General features: G+C 42.1%; 18 protein-coding genes. 3 read left to right on the top strand and 15 right to left on the bottom strand.

Annotated features, from left to right (window positions below; all coding sequences use genetic code 11):
- The first annotated feature begins 73 nt into the window (after positions 1 to 73).
- Entirely contained in the window at positions 74 to 823 is a 750-nt protein-coding gene (locus AC3AQ9_RS03750; protein ID WP_488306106.1) for an SGNH/GDSL hydrolase family protein, read from the top strand.
- Between the two features lie 109 nt (positions 824 to 932).
- Here the strand turns inward: AC3AQ9_RS03750 and srtD are convergent, their stop codons facing one another.
- Positions 933 to 1,649, bottom strand: a complete 717-nt coding sequence (gene srtD / locus AC3AQ9_RS03745; protein ID WP_488306105.1) for a class D sortase, LPxTATN-specific — start codon at positions 1,647 to 1,649, stop codon at positions 933 to 935.
- A gap of 242 nt (positions 1,650 to 1,891) precedes the next feature.
- Here srtD and AC3AQ9_RS03740 point away from each other — a divergent pair, with 242 nt between their 5' ends.
- Positions 1,892 to 2,485 (top strand): CHRD domain-containing protein, encoded by a 594-nt coding sequence (locus tag AC3AQ9_RS03740; RefSeq protein ID WP_488306104.1) that lies wholly within the window; start codon positions 1,892 to 1,894, stop codon positions 2,483 to 2,485.
- A 158-nt stretch (positions 2,486 to 2,643) separates the two neighbouring features.
- On the opposite strand, the gene AC3AQ9_RS03735 is transcribed toward AC3AQ9_RS03740, so the two are convergent.
- Positions 2,644 to 3,135: a GNAT family N-acetyltransferase gene (locus AC3AQ9_RS03735; RefSeq protein ID WP_488306103.1), complete on the bottom strand. Its 492-nt coding sequence runs from the start codon at positions 3,133 to 3,135 to the stop codon at positions 2,644 to 2,646.
- A 289-nt stretch (positions 3,136 to 3,424) separates the two neighbouring features.
- Here AC3AQ9_RS03735 and yyaC point away from each other — a divergent pair, with 289 nt between their 5' ends.
- Positions 3,425 to 3,994, top strand: coding sequence for a spore protease YyaC (yyaC, locus tag AC3AQ9_RS03730; RefSeq protein ID WP_488306102.1), 570 nt, complete (start codon positions 3,425 to 3,427; stop codon positions 3,992 to 3,994).
- Positions 3,995 to 4,344: 350 nt separating this feature from the next.
- On the opposite strand, the gene AC3AQ9_RS03725 is transcribed toward yyaC, so the two are convergent.
- From AC3AQ9_RS03725 to AC3AQ9_RS03665, 13 genes are all read right to left on the bottom strand, one after another.
- A complete protein-coding gene (locus AC3AQ9_RS03725; protein ID WP_488306101.1) occupies positions 4,345 to 4,500 on the bottom strand; it encodes a hypothetical protein in 156 nt (51 codons plus the stop codon).
- 209 nt (positions 4,501 to 4,709) lie between these two features.
- The gene (locus AC3AQ9_RS03720) at positions 4,710 to 5,072 is read right to left on the bottom strand and encodes a hypothetical protein (protein WP_488306100.1); all 363 of its coding nucleotides are present in this window, start codon (positions 5,070 to 5,072) and stop codon (positions 4,710 to 4,712) included.
- Between the two features lie 86 nt (positions 5,073 to 5,158).
- A complete protein-coding gene (locus AC3AQ9_RS03715) occupies positions 5,159 to 5,569 on the bottom strand; it encodes a hypothetical protein (protein ID WP_488306099.1) in 411 nt (136 codons plus the stop codon).
- Between the two features lie 776 nt (positions 5,570 to 6,345).
- A complete protein-coding gene (locus AC3AQ9_RS03710) occupies positions 6,346 to 6,711 on the bottom strand; it encodes a CPBP family intramembrane glutamic endopeptidase (RefSeq protein ID WP_488306098.1) in 366 nt (121 codons plus the stop codon).
- Between the two features lie 665 nt (positions 6,712 to 7,376).
- Positions 7,377 to 7,703 (bottom strand): IDEAL domain-containing protein, encoded by a 327-nt coding sequence (locus AC3AQ9_RS03705; RefSeq protein WP_488306097.1) that lies wholly within the window; start codon positions 7,701 to 7,703, stop codon positions 7,377 to 7,379.
- A gap of 25 nt (positions 7,704 to 7,728) precedes the next feature.
- A complete protein-coding gene (locus AC3AQ9_RS03700) occupies positions 7,729 to 8,379 on the bottom strand; it encodes a DsbA family oxidoreductase (RefSeq protein WP_488306096.1) in 651 nt (216 codons plus the stop codon).
- Between the two features lie 577 nt (positions 8,380 to 8,956).
- Positions 8,957 to 10,462, bottom strand: a complete 1,506-nt coding sequence (gene tcuA, locus AC3AQ9_RS03695) for an FAD-dependent tricarballylate dehydrogenase TcuA (protein ID WP_488306095.1) — start codon at positions 10,460 to 10,462, stop codon at positions 8,957 to 8,959.
- 18 nt (positions 10,463 to 10,480) lie between these two features.
- Entirely contained in the window at positions 10,481 to 11,332 is an 852-nt protein-coding gene (locus AC3AQ9_RS03690; protein WP_488306094.1) for an alpha/beta fold hydrolase, read from the bottom strand.
- Between the two features lie 305 nt (positions 11,333 to 11,637).
- Positions 11,638 to 12,591, bottom strand: coding sequence for a VOC family protein (locus AC3AQ9_RS03685; protein ID WP_488306093.1), 954 nt, complete (start codon positions 12,589 to 12,591; stop codon positions 11,638 to 11,640).
- Between the two features lie 53 nt (positions 12,592 to 12,644).
- Complete coding sequence (locus tag AC3AQ9_RS03680) at positions 12,645 to 13,847, bottom strand: acyl-CoA dehydrogenase family protein (RefSeq protein ID WP_488306092.1); 1,203 nt, start codon at positions 13,845 to 13,847, stop codon at positions 12,645 to 12,647.
- An 832-nt stretch (positions 13,848 to 14,679) separates the two neighbouring features.
- Entirely contained in the window at positions 14,680 to 16,512 is a 1,833-nt protein-coding gene (locus AC3AQ9_RS03675) for a V4R domain-containing protein (protein ID WP_488306091.1), read from the bottom strand.
- A gap of 194 nt (positions 16,513 to 16,706) precedes the next feature.
- A complete protein-coding gene (locus AC3AQ9_RS03670; protein WP_488306090.1) occupies positions 16,707 to 17,555 on the bottom strand; it encodes an aspartate/glutamate racemase family protein in 849 nt (282 codons plus the stop codon).
- Between the two features lie 14 nt (positions 17,556 to 17,569).
- Positions 17,570 to 18,949: an FAD-dependent oxidoreductase gene (locus AC3AQ9_RS03665; protein ID WP_488306089.1), complete on the bottom strand. Its 1,380-nt coding sequence runs from the start codon at positions 18,947 to 18,949 to the stop codon at positions 17,570 to 17,572.
- Position 18,950 lies beyond the last annotated feature (1 nt).

The raw sequence follows: 18,950 nt of genomic DNA, 5'->3' as shown, positions 1-18,950 counted from the left end.
CGTAAAAATCAAAAAGTTAACATATGACTACGTCTTTATTATGCTTAAATTTAAAGTAAGCAAGAGGTGACTCATGAGTAAACTAGTCAAAATTTTTGCTGCCGTTTTGATTACATTGTCGCTTGGAACATTTTTAACTAATTCCGAATACTTTAGCAGCAAAGATCCTCTTGTCGCTTTGGACGATTCCATAACCTTCGGCTACAACCTGTGTCCAAATAACAGCAGTCCTGCCGAATCTGCTTTTCCGTATTTGACCGGAGATGATGCTGGTTTGCGGGTACGCAATTTGGGAGTTCCGGGTTGGCAGACACTCGACTTGCGCGTGGCATTGGAAACAAACCAAGAATTCCGGCGAGCTGTCAGCCAAGCGGATTACATGACGTTAAACATAGGAAACAACGATTTTCTGGAAAATGTAAGGATTGTAAATGCTGAAAGCGATGTAAATCAGCAACTTTTTCAGCAACTGCTCGCACAAGAACTGGCAAGCAGCGATGTATTTGACAATATTGCTGGAATCATTGAAGAAATACGCTTAATGACAGACGCCCCGATCATTCTTTATAATGTCTACAATCCGTTCCAATTAGATAATCCAATGCACACGATTGCAGACCGTTTCTTGCCGCAAATCAACGCTGCTTATGCAGATCTTGCGGAAGCCAATATTGGTGTAGAATTGGCTGATGCTTCTAGCGCATTTGGCAATAACCAAGCAACATATATATTACCTCGTGATATCCACCCAACTGTTGCGAGCCAGGAAGTGTTGGCTGACATCGGCTTGGAAGCTATTTGTTCCATGGATAAAAATAATTAACCAGAAAAGCAGCAACCCTTTTATATGATAGGGTTGCTGCTTTTCTGGTTGCTGCCTTTTTTAAATTATCCTTTTGCCCACCCGATTATTTTCATAACCAACTTTAAATTTACATATCCGTCTTTTCAATTAGCGGCGCTTCAATAATATAGCGATCTGGCGCAGCTCCTATGAATCGGAATGGATAACAAGTAGTGAGCGTCAGAGTCGGCTTTTCTTTATTGACGATTACTGTTCGATCTTCCGCTTCTGTTATCCATGTTTTTTTTATTTCGTACTCATACTGGACTCCTTCAAACTGCACATACATCTTTGCACCCTCTTTTAATTCACCGAGTTCCCGGAAAACCGTATCCCGGTGTCCAGATAGCACTGTGTGGCCGAGCCCATCCGGTGGTGTAGTAAATTTCCCCACATGATAGCCAACGCCTTGAGTCAAGGTCTCGTCATCTGTTCCCCAATACAGCGGATATTTCATGTCAAGTGAAGGAATGAGAAGCCATCCGATTTTTTCTCCTTTGTTATACTCTCCATAATCACGGGGTTTTGGTTTTGCAATTCTTTCTTCCCGCTTTGTTTGATTAGAATAGATCAATGCTTCTTTTTCAAGAAAGTCTTCAGTCTTTTCATCAGAAGCTTCTTCTTTATGAAACCGCTCAATAGCTGATTTTTCTTCCTCTGGATTCGTAGCTTTATCCGCTATGACGATATCATTTTCTCCAATGGTTTCTCTGCCGGAAGAACTCTCGGCCATCCATAAAAACCCGTTCCATCCAGCGAAGACGATTCCTGCTAAAATGAGCATCATTGCGAATTTATTCTTCACTTCCTCTCCTCCTAATAATCATGTTATAGAACTTCAATTTAAATCGCTTCCGGCTAATTTCATGAATACTTTTGCGAAAATATGGGAACAAGCAAAAGATAAATGACTTTTTATTAGGAAGTAAAATACTTTTAATTATGTTTATTTAATCATTTTATCAGAATTTTCACTATTTTATGAAAAATGTGTTATAAATTATAGTATCGCCCAATGGCGAAATATGCAATAAAGGAGATTGGTACATGAAAAAAAGAATGGTTTTGCCGTTGACAGTATTGTTGGCAGTCGCAGGATTTGCAGGATCGGTTTTCGCCGCTCATGAAGGTCAGGCGTTTATGGCACAAATGACACCTGATCAGGAACCTATGCAAGTGGAAAGCAATGCATCAGGGGACGCACATATCCAATTCAGTGAAGACGGTATGTCACTAGAGTTTACGGTAAATGCTCAGAACTTGGAAAATACATTAGCTGGGCATTTCCATAGTGCGCCTCCTGGTGAAAACGGACCAGTAGAATTACTCTTATTTGAAAATGCAGAGCCTATGGATTATAACGGAGAGGTAGCAAGCGGCACACTGACTGAAGCAGACTTAGCCGGAGACATGAGCTGGGATGAATTTACGAAAGCACTTGTAGCAGGCAATATTTACGTGAACCTTCACACAGAACAGTACCCTGAAGGAGAAATCCGTGGACAAGTTGTAATGGCTGGCGAAGGTGACGAAATGCCGACTACTGCATCAAACGGACCGCTTTACACAATGCTCGGTATGCTCATAGCCTTGACTGGTGGATTCATGCTCATCGGCCGGCGCAATAAAAAAGCTGCTTAATCTTTGTCCCTAAAGAGCTGAACTTCCATACTGCTTCCATCCTCATCTAAGACACCAGTTCAGCTTTTCTATTTTTCCTCTCACGTATAAATCATCCTTCTTCTCAATTTACCTCTATTCATCTTTTCTTCTATAAGTAATTCTTTAGCTTTCCGTTTCTAACTTTTTCCCTTCAATTTTTTCTTTTTAACCATCGTTATAAATTCAGCAGCATCAGTTCTAAACTGCTTTTCCTGAACAAAACCAAGTTTTTTATAGAGATGGATCGCCCTTTTATTGAACTCGGCCACAGTTAGACGAATCGGTAGTTCTCGATGACTTTCTTCTATATAGTTAAGCACAAAAGAACCGAATGCCGCGCCTTCTCCCTTGCCTACCCGTTTTGGATTCATTCCTAGGCCCATATCAATACAAGCCGCCTCATAAACACCATACTGGTTGCCGATTGGAACTTGAGCGCTCGTTCCTACACAGAAAAACCCCGCTGTTTCTTTATTTTCATCAAGTAACGCAAAGTATGTCCCATTTAGAAGTTCTGACATTCCTTCATCAGTCAGTTCATTGTCATAAAAGTCATAGGGGGCATCGTACTTCCACTTCAATATTTCTGTTGCTATAGTTTTATTCATTGTTTCTACTTTTAAATCCAAATTGCATCCTCCTTTTCATTGCGCTTAGGGAACTACAGCATAAACCTTGACTGCCTTTTACTTACTCATACTTTACTAGTGGTGGATAATTCAATAGCCTGATGATCTTATTATGGCATATTCCTTATTTTCTAATGCTATTTACCAAGCTTTTATATGAGATGTTTTTATTTCCTAAATAAAGTTATTGTTTTTCCCCTTGTATCATCTCTTCAGCTCCTCTATTATAGAAGAAAAAAGTTTGCAGAAATAAAATCTTAAATAGAGATGCAGGTCGAGGGGGGAAGAAATGTACCATATTAGAGGGCGAAAGCTGCTAAAGAAAGAAGAAAAGATTATTTATCGCAGCAGTTTAGAGGAAGCGGAAGAAGAAGGGGCAAGAATAACATTTGAACTAAAGAAAATCATCACACAAGCTTCTCATGATGTTCTTTTTTTATGTATTGGGTCAGATCGTTCTACTGGAGATTGCTATGGCCCTCTGGTTGGGACAATGCTAAAAGAAAACCATCTCCCGTTCCCTGTCTATGGCACTTTATCTGAACCCGTCCATGCCCTTAACCTGCAAAAGGTATTAAAAGTCATAAAGAGAAAGCACAAAAATTCACTCATTATAGGAATTGATGCCGGCCTCGGCGCTTATCATCAAATTGGCTCCATTTATTTAAAAGAAGGTTCTTTCAAACCTGGCAAAGCATTAAATAAAGGGCTGATTGATATAGGTGATTATCATTTAACAGCAGTTGTAAATTATCTGGATGCTCAATTTCCCCATCATTCTTTAAACAGCACAAGATTAGATACTGTGATGAATTTAGCTAAAGCAACTGTAAAAATGATAATTGAAGCTAAGGAATAAATGGATCTCAGTCAGCTTGAGTGTTTGAAAACCATGAATTATAACGTTAAAAAGGTGAAGAACATGCTGGATTATCAGCTTGTTCTTCACCTTTTTTCTTTACTTTTAGTTAAATAAGGTCTGTGATTCTATTTTCAGTGCGCGCTGTTGAATTTTTGTCGTTCAAATACTTTTTAATATCTACCAAGCTCTCGTACCAAACTTCCCCCGATTTTCTTTCCGTCAACTCTCTGCTGATCGGAAAATTGGCATGCCTTTTTTCTGATGTATAGACAGATAGAGTCTCCCCGATTATATCAACGTGCTTATGGGAAACAAGTTTTTCAGTTGTAAGGTGACTTAAATCGACATCACTTTTCATCGCTTTCAGCCTTGGCAGCTTTTGTATATTGAGTCACTCTTTCCGCTTTGTACTGCTTATAGCCTTTGACAAATTCCTGATACATTCGCAAATAAGTTTTAGTTTGTCCATCCATTCTTTTTTCTTCTCTGATCACAGCATTCATATAATTCATCCTCCTTAGTATGGGACCGCTAGATAATTACTCTCAAATCCGTGGCACTGGTTCATTTCTACAAAACATATTGGCAGATTGCAAAAGCTGGTATAAATGGTTAATGAAAAATGCTATTATTTCGAATTCTATTTCAGATAAAAAATTATAGCTCCAAATAGAATCCGTTTGTTCCTACTTCAGCTATGCTTGAAATGATGTCAGGTGATGAAATTTCCCCGGTGGGACTTACGATGAAAAGGTGTCACGAAAAAAAGTTCGTTCGGACAATACTTGGTTAATTGATACAAAGTATAAAAGACGTTTTGTTTAAGCTCGTAATGCTGCACGCAATTCGGTAATGCTCTCGCTTTTTCAGATGCTTGTTCCAGCTGCACCTCATCCGTTTTCATCCAAACAGTCTGAACTTCCATTTGTTTCTGCCCCTCTTTTTCATGAAAGACTTCCCGAGTCAGACGTGCAAAGAAAGTTATAAAAGAAGAACCATTTTTTGTTTGTACATCTTTTGATTTAAGAAAATGATAGCTAACTGACTTTTGAGGTATATGTCGTATTTGTGCCATCCATCTGCTCCCCTTCATACTGTTAATCTAGGTTTCCAAGAAACAATTGTCCCAATTTCAGCATCGATTCTATATTATATGGAGTTTTATCCAAGAGAGCGAAGCACTCCGACAAGGCGTTCAGTAAACTCTATTGGTGATTCCTGTGACTCTAAACGGACGCAATACATTCCACGTTCCATTGTGAGTTGCTGGGAATAATTTGTAGGAAGCAAAATGGAATGCTGTATAAGGGCCATTAAAAAAATTGGCAGCTCTTCTGGAAGAAGAAAAACTTCGGCTTCGTTTACTGCTTCTCCATCTTTATTGAGCAGACTAAAAGAAATGGCCAGATCGAGCGACCATCTTACGCACACATTGGAGCTTTTCTGTGCTTCGACCATCCGCTGTTTTTTAAACTGACAGATTTCAGAATTCATCTCAACTTCTGTATCCATCAATTCACTTACTTTCTCAATTACTGAAACCAATGAATCCGTCTCTACCACTTCAACCATTCCTTCCACCCCAAGTTGATTGATTAAAAAGTAATATTAAATAATTATTTAGAAAATTAGAATAAAATATTTTATTTTTCGAAAAACAAATAACCAAACTTTTTACCTACAAAGAATTAATTTGTATAAATAAATTTTTGTTTTTCGATACCTTAAGCCTATTATATGGCATAAAATATGTAAAGGGTTATAGAATATTCTTTTAATTCTGAATATAATAATGTTTTTCTTATATACTTTCTCCACTCTGAAAAGTTATATTTTTAGAAAAGAAATCAACTTTGTTTCATCCTTTTCTTCTTTTCGAGAAGATTTTGAAATGAAAAAAAGACCATCCATTAAACTGACTATGCAATTCTTTACATCAAACTGTATAAATATAAAAAGCTCTATTTATACGAGGAAATCCCTGTTTCGGGTTAGGTTCCAGCAATTTTTTAAGACTGGAGCAGGACAAAGAAAAAAGCGAAGAATGCTTTAGCACCAGCATCTTCGCCTTCTTGTATTTTCTATAGTTTAATTATTTTCCGGACTATTTCTACTATAGTGTAATAAGTTAACATTTTAATCGAAATTTTATTAAGATAAAAAAAGAGAGAGATTTTTTTAATAAATTTTCATTGCTTTTTTAACATCGAAGGGCATTTTGTAATTTCTTTTCATGAAATCTATTTGAAAGTAATTATCTTTTTCAAATAGCCGCATGATATTTATATAGTAAATACGAGGAAAAATATCCAAATTATGTAGAGTGTTATTTTTAAAAATTGCCGATTTTATATCAACCCACTTAAAACCATCAGTATATTTAAGACCACATGCCATAAGATTGCCGGGAGAATGCTGTTGGATTTAATCGTGATTCCACCGAAAAACATGCCTCCAATCGAAAAAGCAAGACAAACAAGCCAGGGAAATCCAAGTGAGTAATGCTGCAATCCAAAACCTAAACTCGTCAATGCCACTGCCCAGCGATCACCGAATAGCTCAGAAAAACGGCTCAAAAGAGTGCCTCTCCAAATCAACTCTTCTAAAACAGCGTTTGTGATGGCAAATAAAAGTGCCCATAACCATATTTCCTGGATGAATGGCCAGCCGTTCAAGATGACGAAAGGCATAAAGATGGCAATATTGACTGTCAACGCTATTAAAAGAAATGATTTTGCTTTTATGCGATGAAACCCTGTCCATATAAAAGGAAAATAGATAAATTCATTCCATACTGGTTTTTTCCAATATTTTATAGACGGAGCATTAAAGAATAGAGATATGCCAAGTAGCGGTACTAAAATGGACAGTAAAGATATTCGGCTTAATAAAAGCCGCCATTCCCTGGGCTCTATTTGATAGAGCCAGTTATAATTTGCATACAAATAAAAAAAGAAGCCTACGCCAAATGCCAATTGGATCAAGATGAAGGACTTTAAAGGCTTTCCCGATTTGATAAATAAGGCAAAAGAAAGCAATGCCCAGACCCCTAAAAGAAAGTAATTTTCAAGTTGAAGTGAAATAATCAGGAAAATAAATAATGACAAGCAAAATAAATTTCGTACAGTTGAATTACCTATGCTGCTCCCTCCCTCAAATACACTTTTCTTCTTTAACTTTGGTACTTCTTCATACGAGCGTGCTCTCATTTAGTTTCAATCTTATACTTAATAAATTTAAAAGAGACGCATCACTGAATCTGCAAGACTAAATAATCGAAAAAAAGCACCTCCGATCCGCGGCTTCAGTTTATTAAAAGCCATGCGGATGAAAATGCTGTTTCGAAATGTATTAAGTTGAAAATCCATTTATTAATATTTTAGTTTACCGATTGTTTCTTCGAGTTCAACTCAGCAGAAAGCTCATCGAACCATTCTTTATCGCCTGTTGATAAAGCCAGATCGATTAAAAATTCCAGCTGTCCGGCATCTTTGTTTTTTGCTGCCGGCATGATTTCAACTTGTTTGATGGACATCGGAATCGTTTTTCCAATCAGTTCTTCATTATCACTTTCAGCTACCACGACATATACGGCTTCCTGAATGATGCTCATAGAATCGATGAAACCAATGATTAGCTCATCATTACGGGAAATGCCTTTCACCCAGTCACTCGTTTTTAGGATAGTTTTATTGTCATTCATCATAGGCTTACACCTTCTTTCTAATATTTCAACAGAATCCGCCAGGTCCGCAAGCCATTCCTTCGAAAAGGACTTTAGGCTTTTGCTTTCCCAGTTCTTCTTCGATGATTTGTTCAATTGTTTCCTTCGAATGAATACCTGCAATTGCTGTTTCGCCGATCACAAAGGTTGGAACAGATGTAATATTGGCTTCTTCATAAGCGTGTTTCAGCGCTTGCTGATGTGCTTCTTTGTATTTTCCGGATTCCAGAGCTTCTCGATATTGTTGTGCATCTAACCCAATTTCTCCTGCAAGCCCAGACAGTATCTCAATATCCCCGATATCCAGCCCTTCTTGGAAAAACGCTTGAAGCATACGCTTATTATATGCTGTTTCCAAGCCATATTCTTTAGCATACTGATAACCTTCAAAAGCTAAATGGGTATGTGGCTGAGGCGATACATCCGGCAATACAATATCAATGCCCATGTTCTTAGCCATTGGATACACCGACTGTGCCCAAGTCGTCTGTAGGTAGTCGTCTTCAGGACGCAAAGTCGGGGTAGGTGCTGGCCGAAGCTCGAACGGCATCCATTCGACTTCAACATCTTTATTGTTAACAGCTTCCGCTAACGGTTGTTCTGCGAGGAAGCAAAATGGACAAACATAATCCGAATACACTTTCACTTTTAAAGCCAAATCGGAAACCACCTTTCATTTTTCAATAATCTATTACATGAACACTATATTATAGTAGCTTTTCAATCAATAAGAATAAAACGACGCGTAAATAGCCGATAATTAAGAGCTGGAAACCTTTTAAGCAATGTCTATAAGCCCCCTAGATAAAGAGATTATCTACTTTATAATAGGTTTATGATTTAATGGGTGGGCCATTTTAAATTGCTGTTAAATAAAATCCTACGCGTTCATAAGTTATATTACAATTTTTTTGCCTTATTGATGAAATAAGCTTGTATTTTCATTCGTTCCCTGTTTTGTTTGAATGTATGCTTAGCTACCACTATAAACAGATTTAACTTTAAAAGTGAATCAAACTTCAAATAAGTTTACATATTATAATTATTATGGTTTTATCAACAGTTTTAGATTATTCCGCGGGAGGACTGGTACAAATCTAAAAAAGTTTATTTTGCATCTCTAATTAAAGACGCAACTTGCGTGTCTCCGTAGTAATACCTTCGAAAAAAACGCCTTCCGGCATCTCGGCAAAGAGAATTCCAGAAAGCGTTTTGATTTGAATATTACGAGGCACTTAGACCTCCTCAGCCACTCCGGATTTCACGTAGTGGGCCGCCTGTTCACCGGCGATTTTTCCAAAGACGGCACCGGCCATCAAGCCAGCGCCACCCGGATAATTATCATAGAACAATCCGCCAGCCGCTTCCCCAGCAGCATACAGGCCGTTGATTTTTTGATACATCGTGTTTTGGACTTCTGCCTGTTCGTTGATCTTCAATCCGCCGAACGTGAACGTGATGCCGCAAGTCACGGCGTAGGCTTCAAACGGAGCGGTGTCGATGCGGTTCGCCCAATTGGTCTTAGGCACCTCAAGCCCTTCCGTTCCCCGGCCGTCTTTCTCGTTCGGATTGAACGGCACCGCTTCATCGATCGCAGCATTGTATTGAGCAATTTCCTTGAGGAATTTTTCTTTGTTGACGCCTTCCATTTTATCCGCAAGTTCTTCAAGTGAGTTCGCTTTCACTTTCGTCACTTGTTTCCCTTTATACTCTTCTCGCAATAAATGAGAAACTTTGCCGTCGAAGATCTGCCAAGCGCAATTGTCTTTTTGCTCCAAGATCAAGCGGCCGTATTTGGCATACGTATAATTCCGGAAATCAGCGCCTTCATCCAAGAAGCGCTGGCCGTCCGTATTGATTAAAATGCCAAAAGGATAGCTCAACCGCTGGAAGCCCTCCTGAAAATCAGGCAAGTAACGATCTCCTGTCACGGCATGCGCCATCGACCAGTTGCCAGCTGACAGCGCTCCGATATCCAAAGCCATCTGAATGCCTTCGCCGGTATTGTAGCGGCTGCCCCGTGTATGGACAACATCCCATTTAGGTCCAAGGTATTTGGTGCGCATTTCAACATTGGCATGGAAACCGCCGGAAGCCATGACAACGGCTTTTGCACGGATGATTTTGCTGCGCCCTCGCTCTTTCACTTTGACGCCTTGAATCCCTTCGTCGTCTTGCAGCAATTCAACGGCCATCGTATCATATAAGATTCGGACGCCTTGGCGGGTAGCTTCGTTATGCAAAGCTTCAACCAATCCATGGCCGCCGCCGACTGATTCCAGGATCATGCCTCCCCAAAACTTAAATATGCCATTGATTTTAAACGCCTGCCGACCGTAAATCGGAATGAAATTAATGTGGTGCTGTGTCAGCCACTTCATCGTTTCAAAACTCTCGCCCGTAAGAATCGAAGCTAATTCAGGATCAGTCTTGTAATTGGTCATGCGGCAAATGTCTTCATAATACTGCTCTTCACTATAACTTCCGAAATCTGTCATACGGAGATCCTCTTCTTCAAGATCCGGGATGATCGCCTGTATGTCTTCTGTTCCGTTATACGCAAAACGAATCGAACCATGGGTGTATGTAGTGTTGCCGCCTTTTTCTTTTTCAGGCGACTTTTCAAGGACGAGGACTCGCGCACCTTGTTCCTGTGCAGCCAGTGCCGCACACATCGCCGCATTGCCGGCCCCTACAATCACTACATCCGCTTCATATTGGGTATCAGTTCTGGACTCCATATAGCCACTTCCCATTGCTTATATTTTCTTGTTAAAGAATGATTGGATGAGTACATGGAAACTGTCTTTCTTTTCAAGCTGCGCCCAATGCCCGCATTGGCCGAAAACATGCAGCTGCGCATTTTTTAAATGCTCTGCTAAATAATAACTCGACTCGACTGAACAAACCTTATCGTTCAATCCATGGATTAGAAGCACTTCGTTCTCGATGCGGTTCAGCGCCACTACTGGCACCGGGACAGCCGCTGTCGAGAAAATCGAATCGTTTGAGCGCCGCACTTCCGGCTGCATCGCTGTTTCGTAGCGGACATCCACAATGTTGTCGATGACCGGCTGCATCTCTTTTTCATCATAAACAAACCAGCTCATGATCTGCTTTAATTTCTTTTTGGAAGGATTGTCGTAAAACCCTTTCGCCCGAGCCAGCTCAAGACTCAATTTGGTATTAGGCGTGCCTCCAGGGCCCATCAATACCACTTGCTCAAAACGTTCCGGGTATTCCAGCAATAATTCAAGAGCAATCGAGCAGCCCAGGGAATTGCCGACCACATGCACTTTTTCAAGTTTCAAGTGATCCAGCAGTTCAATTGTCTGCTTGACCCATTGATCCGTCCATTGCTGGCGATTTTTCAGCGGTACATCCGGGTGGCTGCTTTTCCCAAAACCATAGAGGTCCGGCGCCAAGCAATGAAAGTTTTCTCCCACTTCTTCAAGCGCTCTCCGCCAGTTGGCGAAAGCAGTCACTCCTGGACCTGAACCGTGCAAGAACAAAATCGTCTCCGTGTTCTGTTCACCTGAACGATTTAAATAAGTAGCAAAATTCTCCGTTTGAACAATTTCCTGAGTCACGCTATTCGTCAATAAAGTCATTTTTTTGCCCCTTTCTATTGTCGATACAAGTTGAACTTATGAATTATCCTTTTGTATTCCGCGTCGGACGCTTTGGGGTAAGGCAAAGACTTGTGCTCCTGCGCAAGCTCGTCGCAAATGAGGTGCCCAAAATCTTTGGTCACCTCATTGACTCCCGCGATAAGACGAGAAGAATACTCGTCTTATCGCTCCGTCTCACCCGTGGACGCGCCTTCGCTGGAGAAGCTTTCTTAAAAAGAGAGAATCATTTAGATAGCTTTATGAATTTCAATAGTTGAATCATCACTAAGCTAATCACATTTTTTTTACAATGCTTCAATCGTCTCTTTGACAAGCTCTTTGTTTGTGATGCTGTCACCCCAATACGTATTGCCGAAAGCACGTTCACTTTCGTGCCAATGGATTGGCTCCCAGTCAGGCTCGAATATCAAATAACTGCCTGTGAACAATTCTACGCGGCAACCGCTGCCTGGATCAGTCACATATAAGTACAGGGCTTGGGAAATGGAATGCTTTCCAGGACCCACGAATTCAAAATTATGTTCCCGCAGAATATCAGCTGCGCGCAGAATATCCTGTGAGTCGTCCAGCCAGTAAGAGATATGGTGCAGACGCGCTTTCGTCGGCGTTTCCGGCCGTGAAACGAGCGCCACGTCGTGCACTAATTGCGTAACGCTCATCCAGCCAGCAAGTACATCTCCCGCATCGTTCGCCAAGAACTCACGCATTTTAAACCCGAGTACATTCTCCATAAAGGAATAAGTGTCGGATGAATCCGCCGAAGTATGGAGATTGACGTGATCCAGCCGGCGAGGCGACACTCCTTTTGCCCATGACTTATACGTCTGATTTTTCAATACGGAACGTCGATGCTCATCCACCGGCGGCCGCTCCACGTCATAGTAGAAATGGAAAGTATGACCGCTTGGCACTTGAAATGCGATGGATGCCCCGATACCCGGCGTTGTCCAGGCTTCTATATCGGCCGCTTCTACACCGTTCGTTTCCAGAAGCTCTTTAAAGCCTTGAATATCCTCTTTTTTCTTGGTGCGCCAGCCGATATGCTTTACATGTCCGCGGTCCCCTTGTTCGATGGACAAGGTATGATGCTGAAAATCTCCCCATGCCCGCAAATAATGGACCCCGTCTTTTTCTTCTGTCTCTTCCAAACCGATTACTTCTTTAAAAAATACTAATGACTTCTCCAAATCTGCCGATACCAATGAAATGTAGCCCAGTTTTGCAATTTCAGGTTTCACCGGAAAACCTCCTTTAACTATGGAATTTTTGTAAGCGTCTACATTTTTCGGTTTTAATAACGCACTGCATTTGATTCGAGGCCAGACAATACGCGCCCAAAGTTTTCTTTTGTGATGATTGGCGACAATGAACGGTGAGAATGCAATACCAGAAAATCAAGCAGAATTCGCTGCATCGGGTGCCCGTTATAAGCAAATCCAGATCCGCTGGCTGACATTAGTAAATCCATCGCTTCTTTCAGCAATTGATTGGCATAGCCGATATCCGCTAGAGCTTTCACGCGTGCATGGCGGGCCATATATTCTTTCGCTTGTGCGCTGGCATCCAAATCATCCGCCACTTTAAAGAAGAACATCTCTGCTGTTTCAATCTTCAATTCCGCTTCGGCAATAACCGCGTGCGTACTTGCCGCATCTTTGACAAATTCAACTCCCATATGGGCTGCACGACGATTTGGCAAACCTTGTTTGAAAAACTCCATCGCTGAACGAAGCATTCCCACTCCTGGCAATCCAAGCGATAAGATCAATGCCGGGAAAAGGGCTGTATGGTAAAGCGGAATATCGCGCAAATGTTCAGATTCGAAATCGCCATCAAGCGCTTTGACAAACGATGTACAGCGATGCTCCGGAATAAAGACATTGTGCATTTTCACGCTATTGCTGCCGGTGCCTTTCAATCCCATAACATCCCAGTCATCCATGATTTCCATTTCACTGAATGGAAGCGTCATCAGGACCTGGTCGACCATTTTACCTTCTTCATTGATGATCGGCATCCCGAAATATCCCCAAGTAGCGTGCTGGGAGCCTGAACAGAACATCCAGAATCCTTCTTCAATCAAATACCCGCCATCCACTTTCTTGGCGATGCATTTACGGGGTTCGTAAACTCCTGCAAAAAGGACATCGTCTTCGTCTTTTCCAAAAATTTCTTCATGCGTCTTTTCGCTGAAGGATTCGGCTACCATCAATTCACGGATGGCACATAATGCCACGATCCACCCTGTCGATCCACAGCCTTTTGAGATTTCAACAATGGCTTCACTGTAAGTGCGCATATTCTGTTCCTGACCGCCGTAGCGTTTAGGGCGAAGCATCTTGAACAATCCCAATTCTTTCAATTCATTCATCGTCGCTTCAGGGATGCGGCGGATTTGTTCTGTTTCTTTTGCTCGTTCTCTTAAAGACGGGATCAGCGATTTCGCCGCTGCTACCACGTCGACTTGGTTATCTTGTTGGATTACAGGATTCATATTCGGTCCACTCCTCTGCATCTTTTTCTTTCTATACTCAATTTAAAGAAATTTCAGAATTAATTAAAGATGAAAAACCATTCGATTTCCGTACTTTTTCCAATAAAAACTATTAGTTTTTTTCTTGAGAATCTTCTTTTCCATCATTTTTCCGTTAATTCTTTTTAATAAATGCGCAAGAGCAGTAAGAGATTGAATTTAAATGGAGTCCTTGTGTACACCGCTTCGGACGCTTTGGGCAGGACTCCCGCCATGAGTCGAGAAGAGCACTCGTCTCATAGCTCCGTCTCGCCCTTAGACGCGCCGGCGCTGGAGAAGCTCTTTAAAAAATGAAACCTGAAATTGCTCTATTATTCTATAAAAGATTTGGCATAACGGAACAAACTCACAGAAATAAAACGTGCTCTATAGCAGGGATAATCTTTATTGGAGTGAATAGTACTTACAAACTCCAACCTATCGATTTCTAGCTAAATCATGCACCAGCAGCAAGCATGAATTGTTCGTTCAACTTAAACACTTGATGTAAAAATACAAAACGGCGGCACGCCGTGGGACTATGTATTATCAATTTCTTCTATAAGAAGTGGTTTCACCGTTTATTACTGCCATAAAAGCTGCTCACTAAGAGAGGCGCGTAAAAGGGCGAGGCGAAGCAGGAAGATTAGCGGTCTGTGCTAAGCTTCTTGCGGGAGCTATGCCCCAAGCGACCGAACGACCTTAAAATAAATTTCTGTTTTTTTAAAACAAAATATAAAAAAGGCCATCCAAAAAAGTCAGTGAAAAGACTTTTCTGGTTGGCCTCCTGTATACAGCTGGCAATTGGGAAGTTCTATACATCAATATCGCCGAGAATTTTCAATGCGTCCAGCATCAGCAGAAGCTCATATGCCACAGTTGGGTTGCGCAAATCTTTGTCCAGCAATTTTTCAATGCGCGTGATGCGGTACATCAGCCCGCTCATCGACAGAGATAAATCGCTGATCGATTGCTGCAGATTTCCGCCGTTCAGCAAGAACACATACAGCGTCTTCAACAATTCGTCTCGCTTATGGTCTTTCAGTTCGAAAATCGGATTTAATTCTTTTTTAGCGATGCGCCGGATGGTCAGCATATTTTTTGAATTGATCAACGAACCGATGATACTGACTTCTTCAAAAGTGGCGATTTTGTCGGCTGTATTCAAGCGCAGCGCAACTCTCGATTCTTCCAGACCTTCATCGATCGTCTCGATGGTTTCATGCTGGCTGCTCATGCCGACTTGGAAAGCAATATGGCGGTGTTCATGGCTTAAGTGCTTCAGGATATTTTCCAGCATATAATTGAGCCGCTCCACTTTCGGCAGCAGCATGACAATCGACCCTTCATATTCGGTAATCAGGATTTTATAGCTTTGCATTTCCAAATAGCGCGTTATGGAATGGATGATCTGATCGAGAAGTTCCACTTTGGTAACATCCAGATGTTCAGAAGTGCATTTTAAGCTGGCGATGTAAAATGGTTCTTTCAAATCGATGCCCATATAGTATCCCCGATAAACAATGCTTGGAACCGAGGAATACTGCTTTTGCAATAATTGCTCAAAGAAATAGGCTTTGATGTTTTCCACCGCTTCGAGGCTGGTTTTCTCGTTCAAAAAGTACAGTGCTGCTGAAGTCGCGGCACGCTGGATGAACATGGTTTCATTTTCCGCTTCGGCATCTTTGTCTAAATAGAAAAACGTGATATAGCCGATTGGCTTTTTCTGGACGATAATCGGCGACACAAGCCGCTTATGGGCTTTCCCCCGGATCACAAAGGTCTTATCATAGGATGAATAAAGGATCTTACCACTTTTGGTTTTATTGATGGAGTTTAAAAAGTCTTCGCTGAAAACCTTATACTGAATCTCATCGATTCCCCGGTACACTCTAGGATGGAAATTCAAATCTTCAATCGAGACCGGAATATTCAATGCTTCATAGATGGTGCTGATCATTTCTTCGATCGAGTCTCCATCGGATAATCTAGTTGTCAGCGTGTCATGGAAAGCCGATGCTTTTTCGATGAAATTTTTTCGGTCGAGCAATTGTTCATACGTATAATTGAGTTCATCGATAAAGCGGCTTTCCTGGTACAACTGAATTTCTTCTTTCATTTCCACATCGTCCCAGTCTTCTTCCAGCTTCATTTCAAACATACATGAGGCATCCCCTTTGCCTCGGCATTCAATTTCCCGGAGAAAAACACGGCGGCCGGTAATCGTCGAAGTGAAACCGCTTCCAAAACCTGTCAGCGTATGGCATACCGGACAATCTGAAATCCCGTGGTTTTTGACATGTTCCGCCACTTCAAAAGAATCCATCCATTCTCCGCAAGCTGAAATTCGTGCTACTTCCCCGTGCTCATCCAAAATCACTTCACGCTTGGATACCAGACGGGATATTTGCCCTGTTTCATAATGCAATGCCCCTGCTTTTTCCAGCATTTGTTCGGTCGTACCGCCGACTTTCAGTACATCTTTTGCATGGGCTTTCCCCAGATTCCAACCATAACGAAGCAAAAACGACTTTGCCCGCTGAACTCCCAGATTTTCAATCAATTCTTTTCTTAATAACCCGAAAGTGGCAGAAGTCGTCGAGATTTTTTTATCTTCACTTTGATCAAATGTATCAATTTTTCTCATGAAAATCCCCCTTGTAGCCATAGTGGTCTCTAAGAACGTGAACTCCAGCATTTTCCCCATCTCATCTAGAAGCGTATACAAAATATATGCTTAAAGGAATTATACGAAATTTTTAGATAAAATACTCTTTTATTTTGAAACAAGCTGCATGCCAAAAAACCTGCGGCCAAAAAGCCGGAGGTTTTTCTGCAAAGTCAGATATTGACGCCCGCTTTAACAGATAGTCCGTAATCCAGACCGGCATGAATATCGCTTTCCTGGTTATAGAACGCTCGCAATTTTTTCACTGCCTCTTCTGGCGGCTTTGCATTGAAATATCCTTTGCGTGTAAGCGTTACGCCTGAATTCACTTTAAGGTCTGTTAAGCTTTCACACATCTTGATTCCCGCTGCAAAAGAATCCACAACCGGCACATCGCCGATCCGGGAAATCCCATGGGCAGCTAAAAAGACATTCAATGGTCCTTCGCCAGGTACGATAACATCAGCGCCAAGAGCGATTGCTTTCTCCGCACTTGCGATAAAGCTGTCGATAACCGGTTGGGGATTTTCAAAGCCTGCCAGCACATCGTAAAAACCGATGGAAGTCTGAACAATCGGCCCTAATTTATTGCCAAGGCCGTAGCGTTCCGCATTGCTGCGCAATTGGTCCTCCAGCGGCTCCAGGAAATTGACGATGCCGATGCGGTCCCCGAGCATGGAAGCAATATGTAAAGAAGCCTGCCCATACCCGATCACCGGAATATCGACCAATGTCCGTGCCTCAAGCAAACCGACATCCGGAATAGTGCCGATGAACATGCAGTCATAGCCGGCGCTTTCCGCAATCAATGCATTGCGGATAAATTGCTCTTTGTGCAGGTTCTGCAAATAAGCATAGGTGATAAAATGGCCCGGATAATCGCTCGGATAAGTTTCACTTGCCATGCCGTGAAGCACAACTTCCACGTCCGGACGTGCCACTTTCTGGATATGGCTGATGACCGCATCCCGGTAAGCCGGCACTTGTTCAATAGACGTCAAACTCTGATGCCAAATTTTCAAAACCCTCAGTCCCCCTAAAGAACAGCCTGTTTTTTTAATGCGGCTTGAACGGCTATCCTGCCAAAAATAGCAGCTTTGCCGAGTGAACTTCCTGTCATATAACCCGCACCGTGAAACCCGCCGGCAATTTCACCTGCAGCGTACAAGCCTTCAATCGGTTCATTGAACGCATTCAAGACATGGGCGGATTTGTCGACGCTGACTCCGGCGTATGTCGCAAGCATAGCCACTGTTGTCCGCATCGCGTAAAACGGTGCGCTGTCGATTGGTGCCGGTGTGCCGAAATGATGCGTTAATGTAGTTCTTCCGAATTTACGGTCTCCACCATTTTGGATATCGCTATTATAATCCACTACAGTGGATTTCAGCTTTTCGGCAGGAACTTGAATAATATCCGCTAGTTCCTCCAGCGTATCCGCTTTTTCAATCAACCCGAGAGCCACCAGCTTTTCGAAATCGTAAAGAGCATCGCCTGGAACGCCTTGGTCCATAATAGGCTGATCCCAAATCTGATAAGTGATTCGTTCCGGCTGCAGCAAAGCTTCCGTACCAATCAGCTTATAAGAAATCGATTCATTGACGAAACGCTCTGCGAATTTATTGATGATGATGGCTCCTTTATAAAAAGCCAAAGCCTGCGATTTTCTGGGACCGTCTGCGGTTGGATGGAATCCATACGTCCCTTTTAAATAAGGGAAATCACGCAGCCAAGCACCTTTTTCGCTGGCCAATTTGATGCCGTCTCCGACATTCCCTTTGCCGCCGATACGAATGGCGCCGGTTAATTGCGGGGCAAAATTCTCAAGTAATTCCTCGCTTTTCGAAAAGCCGCCTGAAGTGAGCAATACACCGTTCTCAGCTGACGCTGTTTCTGTCTTGCCGGCATGTTCAAAAACCACTTGTGAAACACGCCCATTATCATCTTTGCGCAGACGCTTAACGACCGCTCCCGTTCTAAATGCCACAGTTCCGGATGCTGCTGCCGCCTCATACAAAGCGGTAATAGCCTGCTGCGGCGTAATCGTGTGGCCCCTCGGAACACTATGGCCGCTTACTGCCTGGACTTTATGGAATTGAACTCCGATGGATACGAGCCATTTATAAGTTTCAAATTGGTGGTCGCCGTAAGCTTCCACCAATTCAATTTCGTTCTTTCCTTCGCCCACTGCGAGCATATCTTCAACCAGAAATTCTGATTTATCGTCGATGCCTTCTTGTTTCTGAAGATCGGTTCCGGCGAACGCCATATAGCGCCCGCTGAGCAATGAACTTCCTCCGAAATCTTTCTCTTTCTCAAGCACCAGCACAGTAGCTCCTTGTGCAGCTGCTTCCGCCGCTGCACATAAGCCCGCCATTCCGGCACCGACAATGATCAAGTTATACGTATCTTGCATA

The organism is Planococcus sp. VCh962 (assembly GCF_057748275.1).
This window is presented reverse-complemented; position numbering and strand designations above follow the sequence as displayed.

Coding starts and splice junctions, on each gene's coding strand:
- AC3AQ9_RS03750 (WP_488306106.1), top strand. CDS start 74: ATGAGTAAACTAGTCAAAATTTTTGCTGCCGTTTTGATTACATTGTCG.
- AC3AQ9_RS03740 (WP_488306104.1), top strand. CDS start 1,892: ATGAAAAAAAGAATGGTTTTGCCGTTGACAGTATTGTTGGCAGTCGCA.
- yyaC (WP_488306102.1), top strand. CDS start 3,425: ATGTACCATATTAGAGGGCGAAAGCTGCTAAAGAAAGAAGAAAAGATT.
- AC3AQ9_RS03725 (WP_488306101.1), bottom strand. CDS start 4,500: ATGAATGCTGTGATCAGAGAAGAAAAAAGAATGGATGGACAAACTAAA.
- AC3AQ9_RS03720 (WP_488306100.1), bottom strand. CDS start 5,072: ATGGCACAAATACGACATATACCTCAAAAGTCAGTTAGCTATCATTTT.
- AC3AQ9_RS03715 (WP_488306099.1), bottom strand. CDS start 5,569: ATGGTTGAAGTGGTAGAGACGGATTCATTGGTTTCAGTAATTGAGAAA.
- AC3AQ9_RS03705 (WP_488306097.1), bottom strand. CDS start 7,703: ATGATGAATGACAATAAAACTATCCTAAAAACGAGTGACTGGGTGAAA.
- tcuA (WP_488306095.1), bottom strand. CDS start 10,462: ATGGAGTCCAGAACTGATACCCAATATGAAGCGGATGTAGTGATTGTA.
- AC3AQ9_RS03690 (WP_488306094.1), bottom strand. CDS start 11,332: ATGACTTTATTGACGAATAGCGTGACTCAGGAAATTGTTCAAACGGAG.
- AC3AQ9_RS03680 (WP_488306092.1), bottom strand. CDS start 13,847: ATGAATCCTGTAATCCAACAAGATAACCAAGTCGACGTGGTAGCAGCG.
- AC3AQ9_RS03675 (WP_488306091.1), bottom strand. CDS start 16,512: ATGAGAAAAATTGATACATTTGATCAAAGTGAAGATAAAAAAATCTCG.
- AC3AQ9_RS03665 (WP_488306089.1), bottom strand. CDS start 18,949: ATGCAAGATACGTATAACTTGATCATTGTCGGTGCCGGAATGGCGGGC.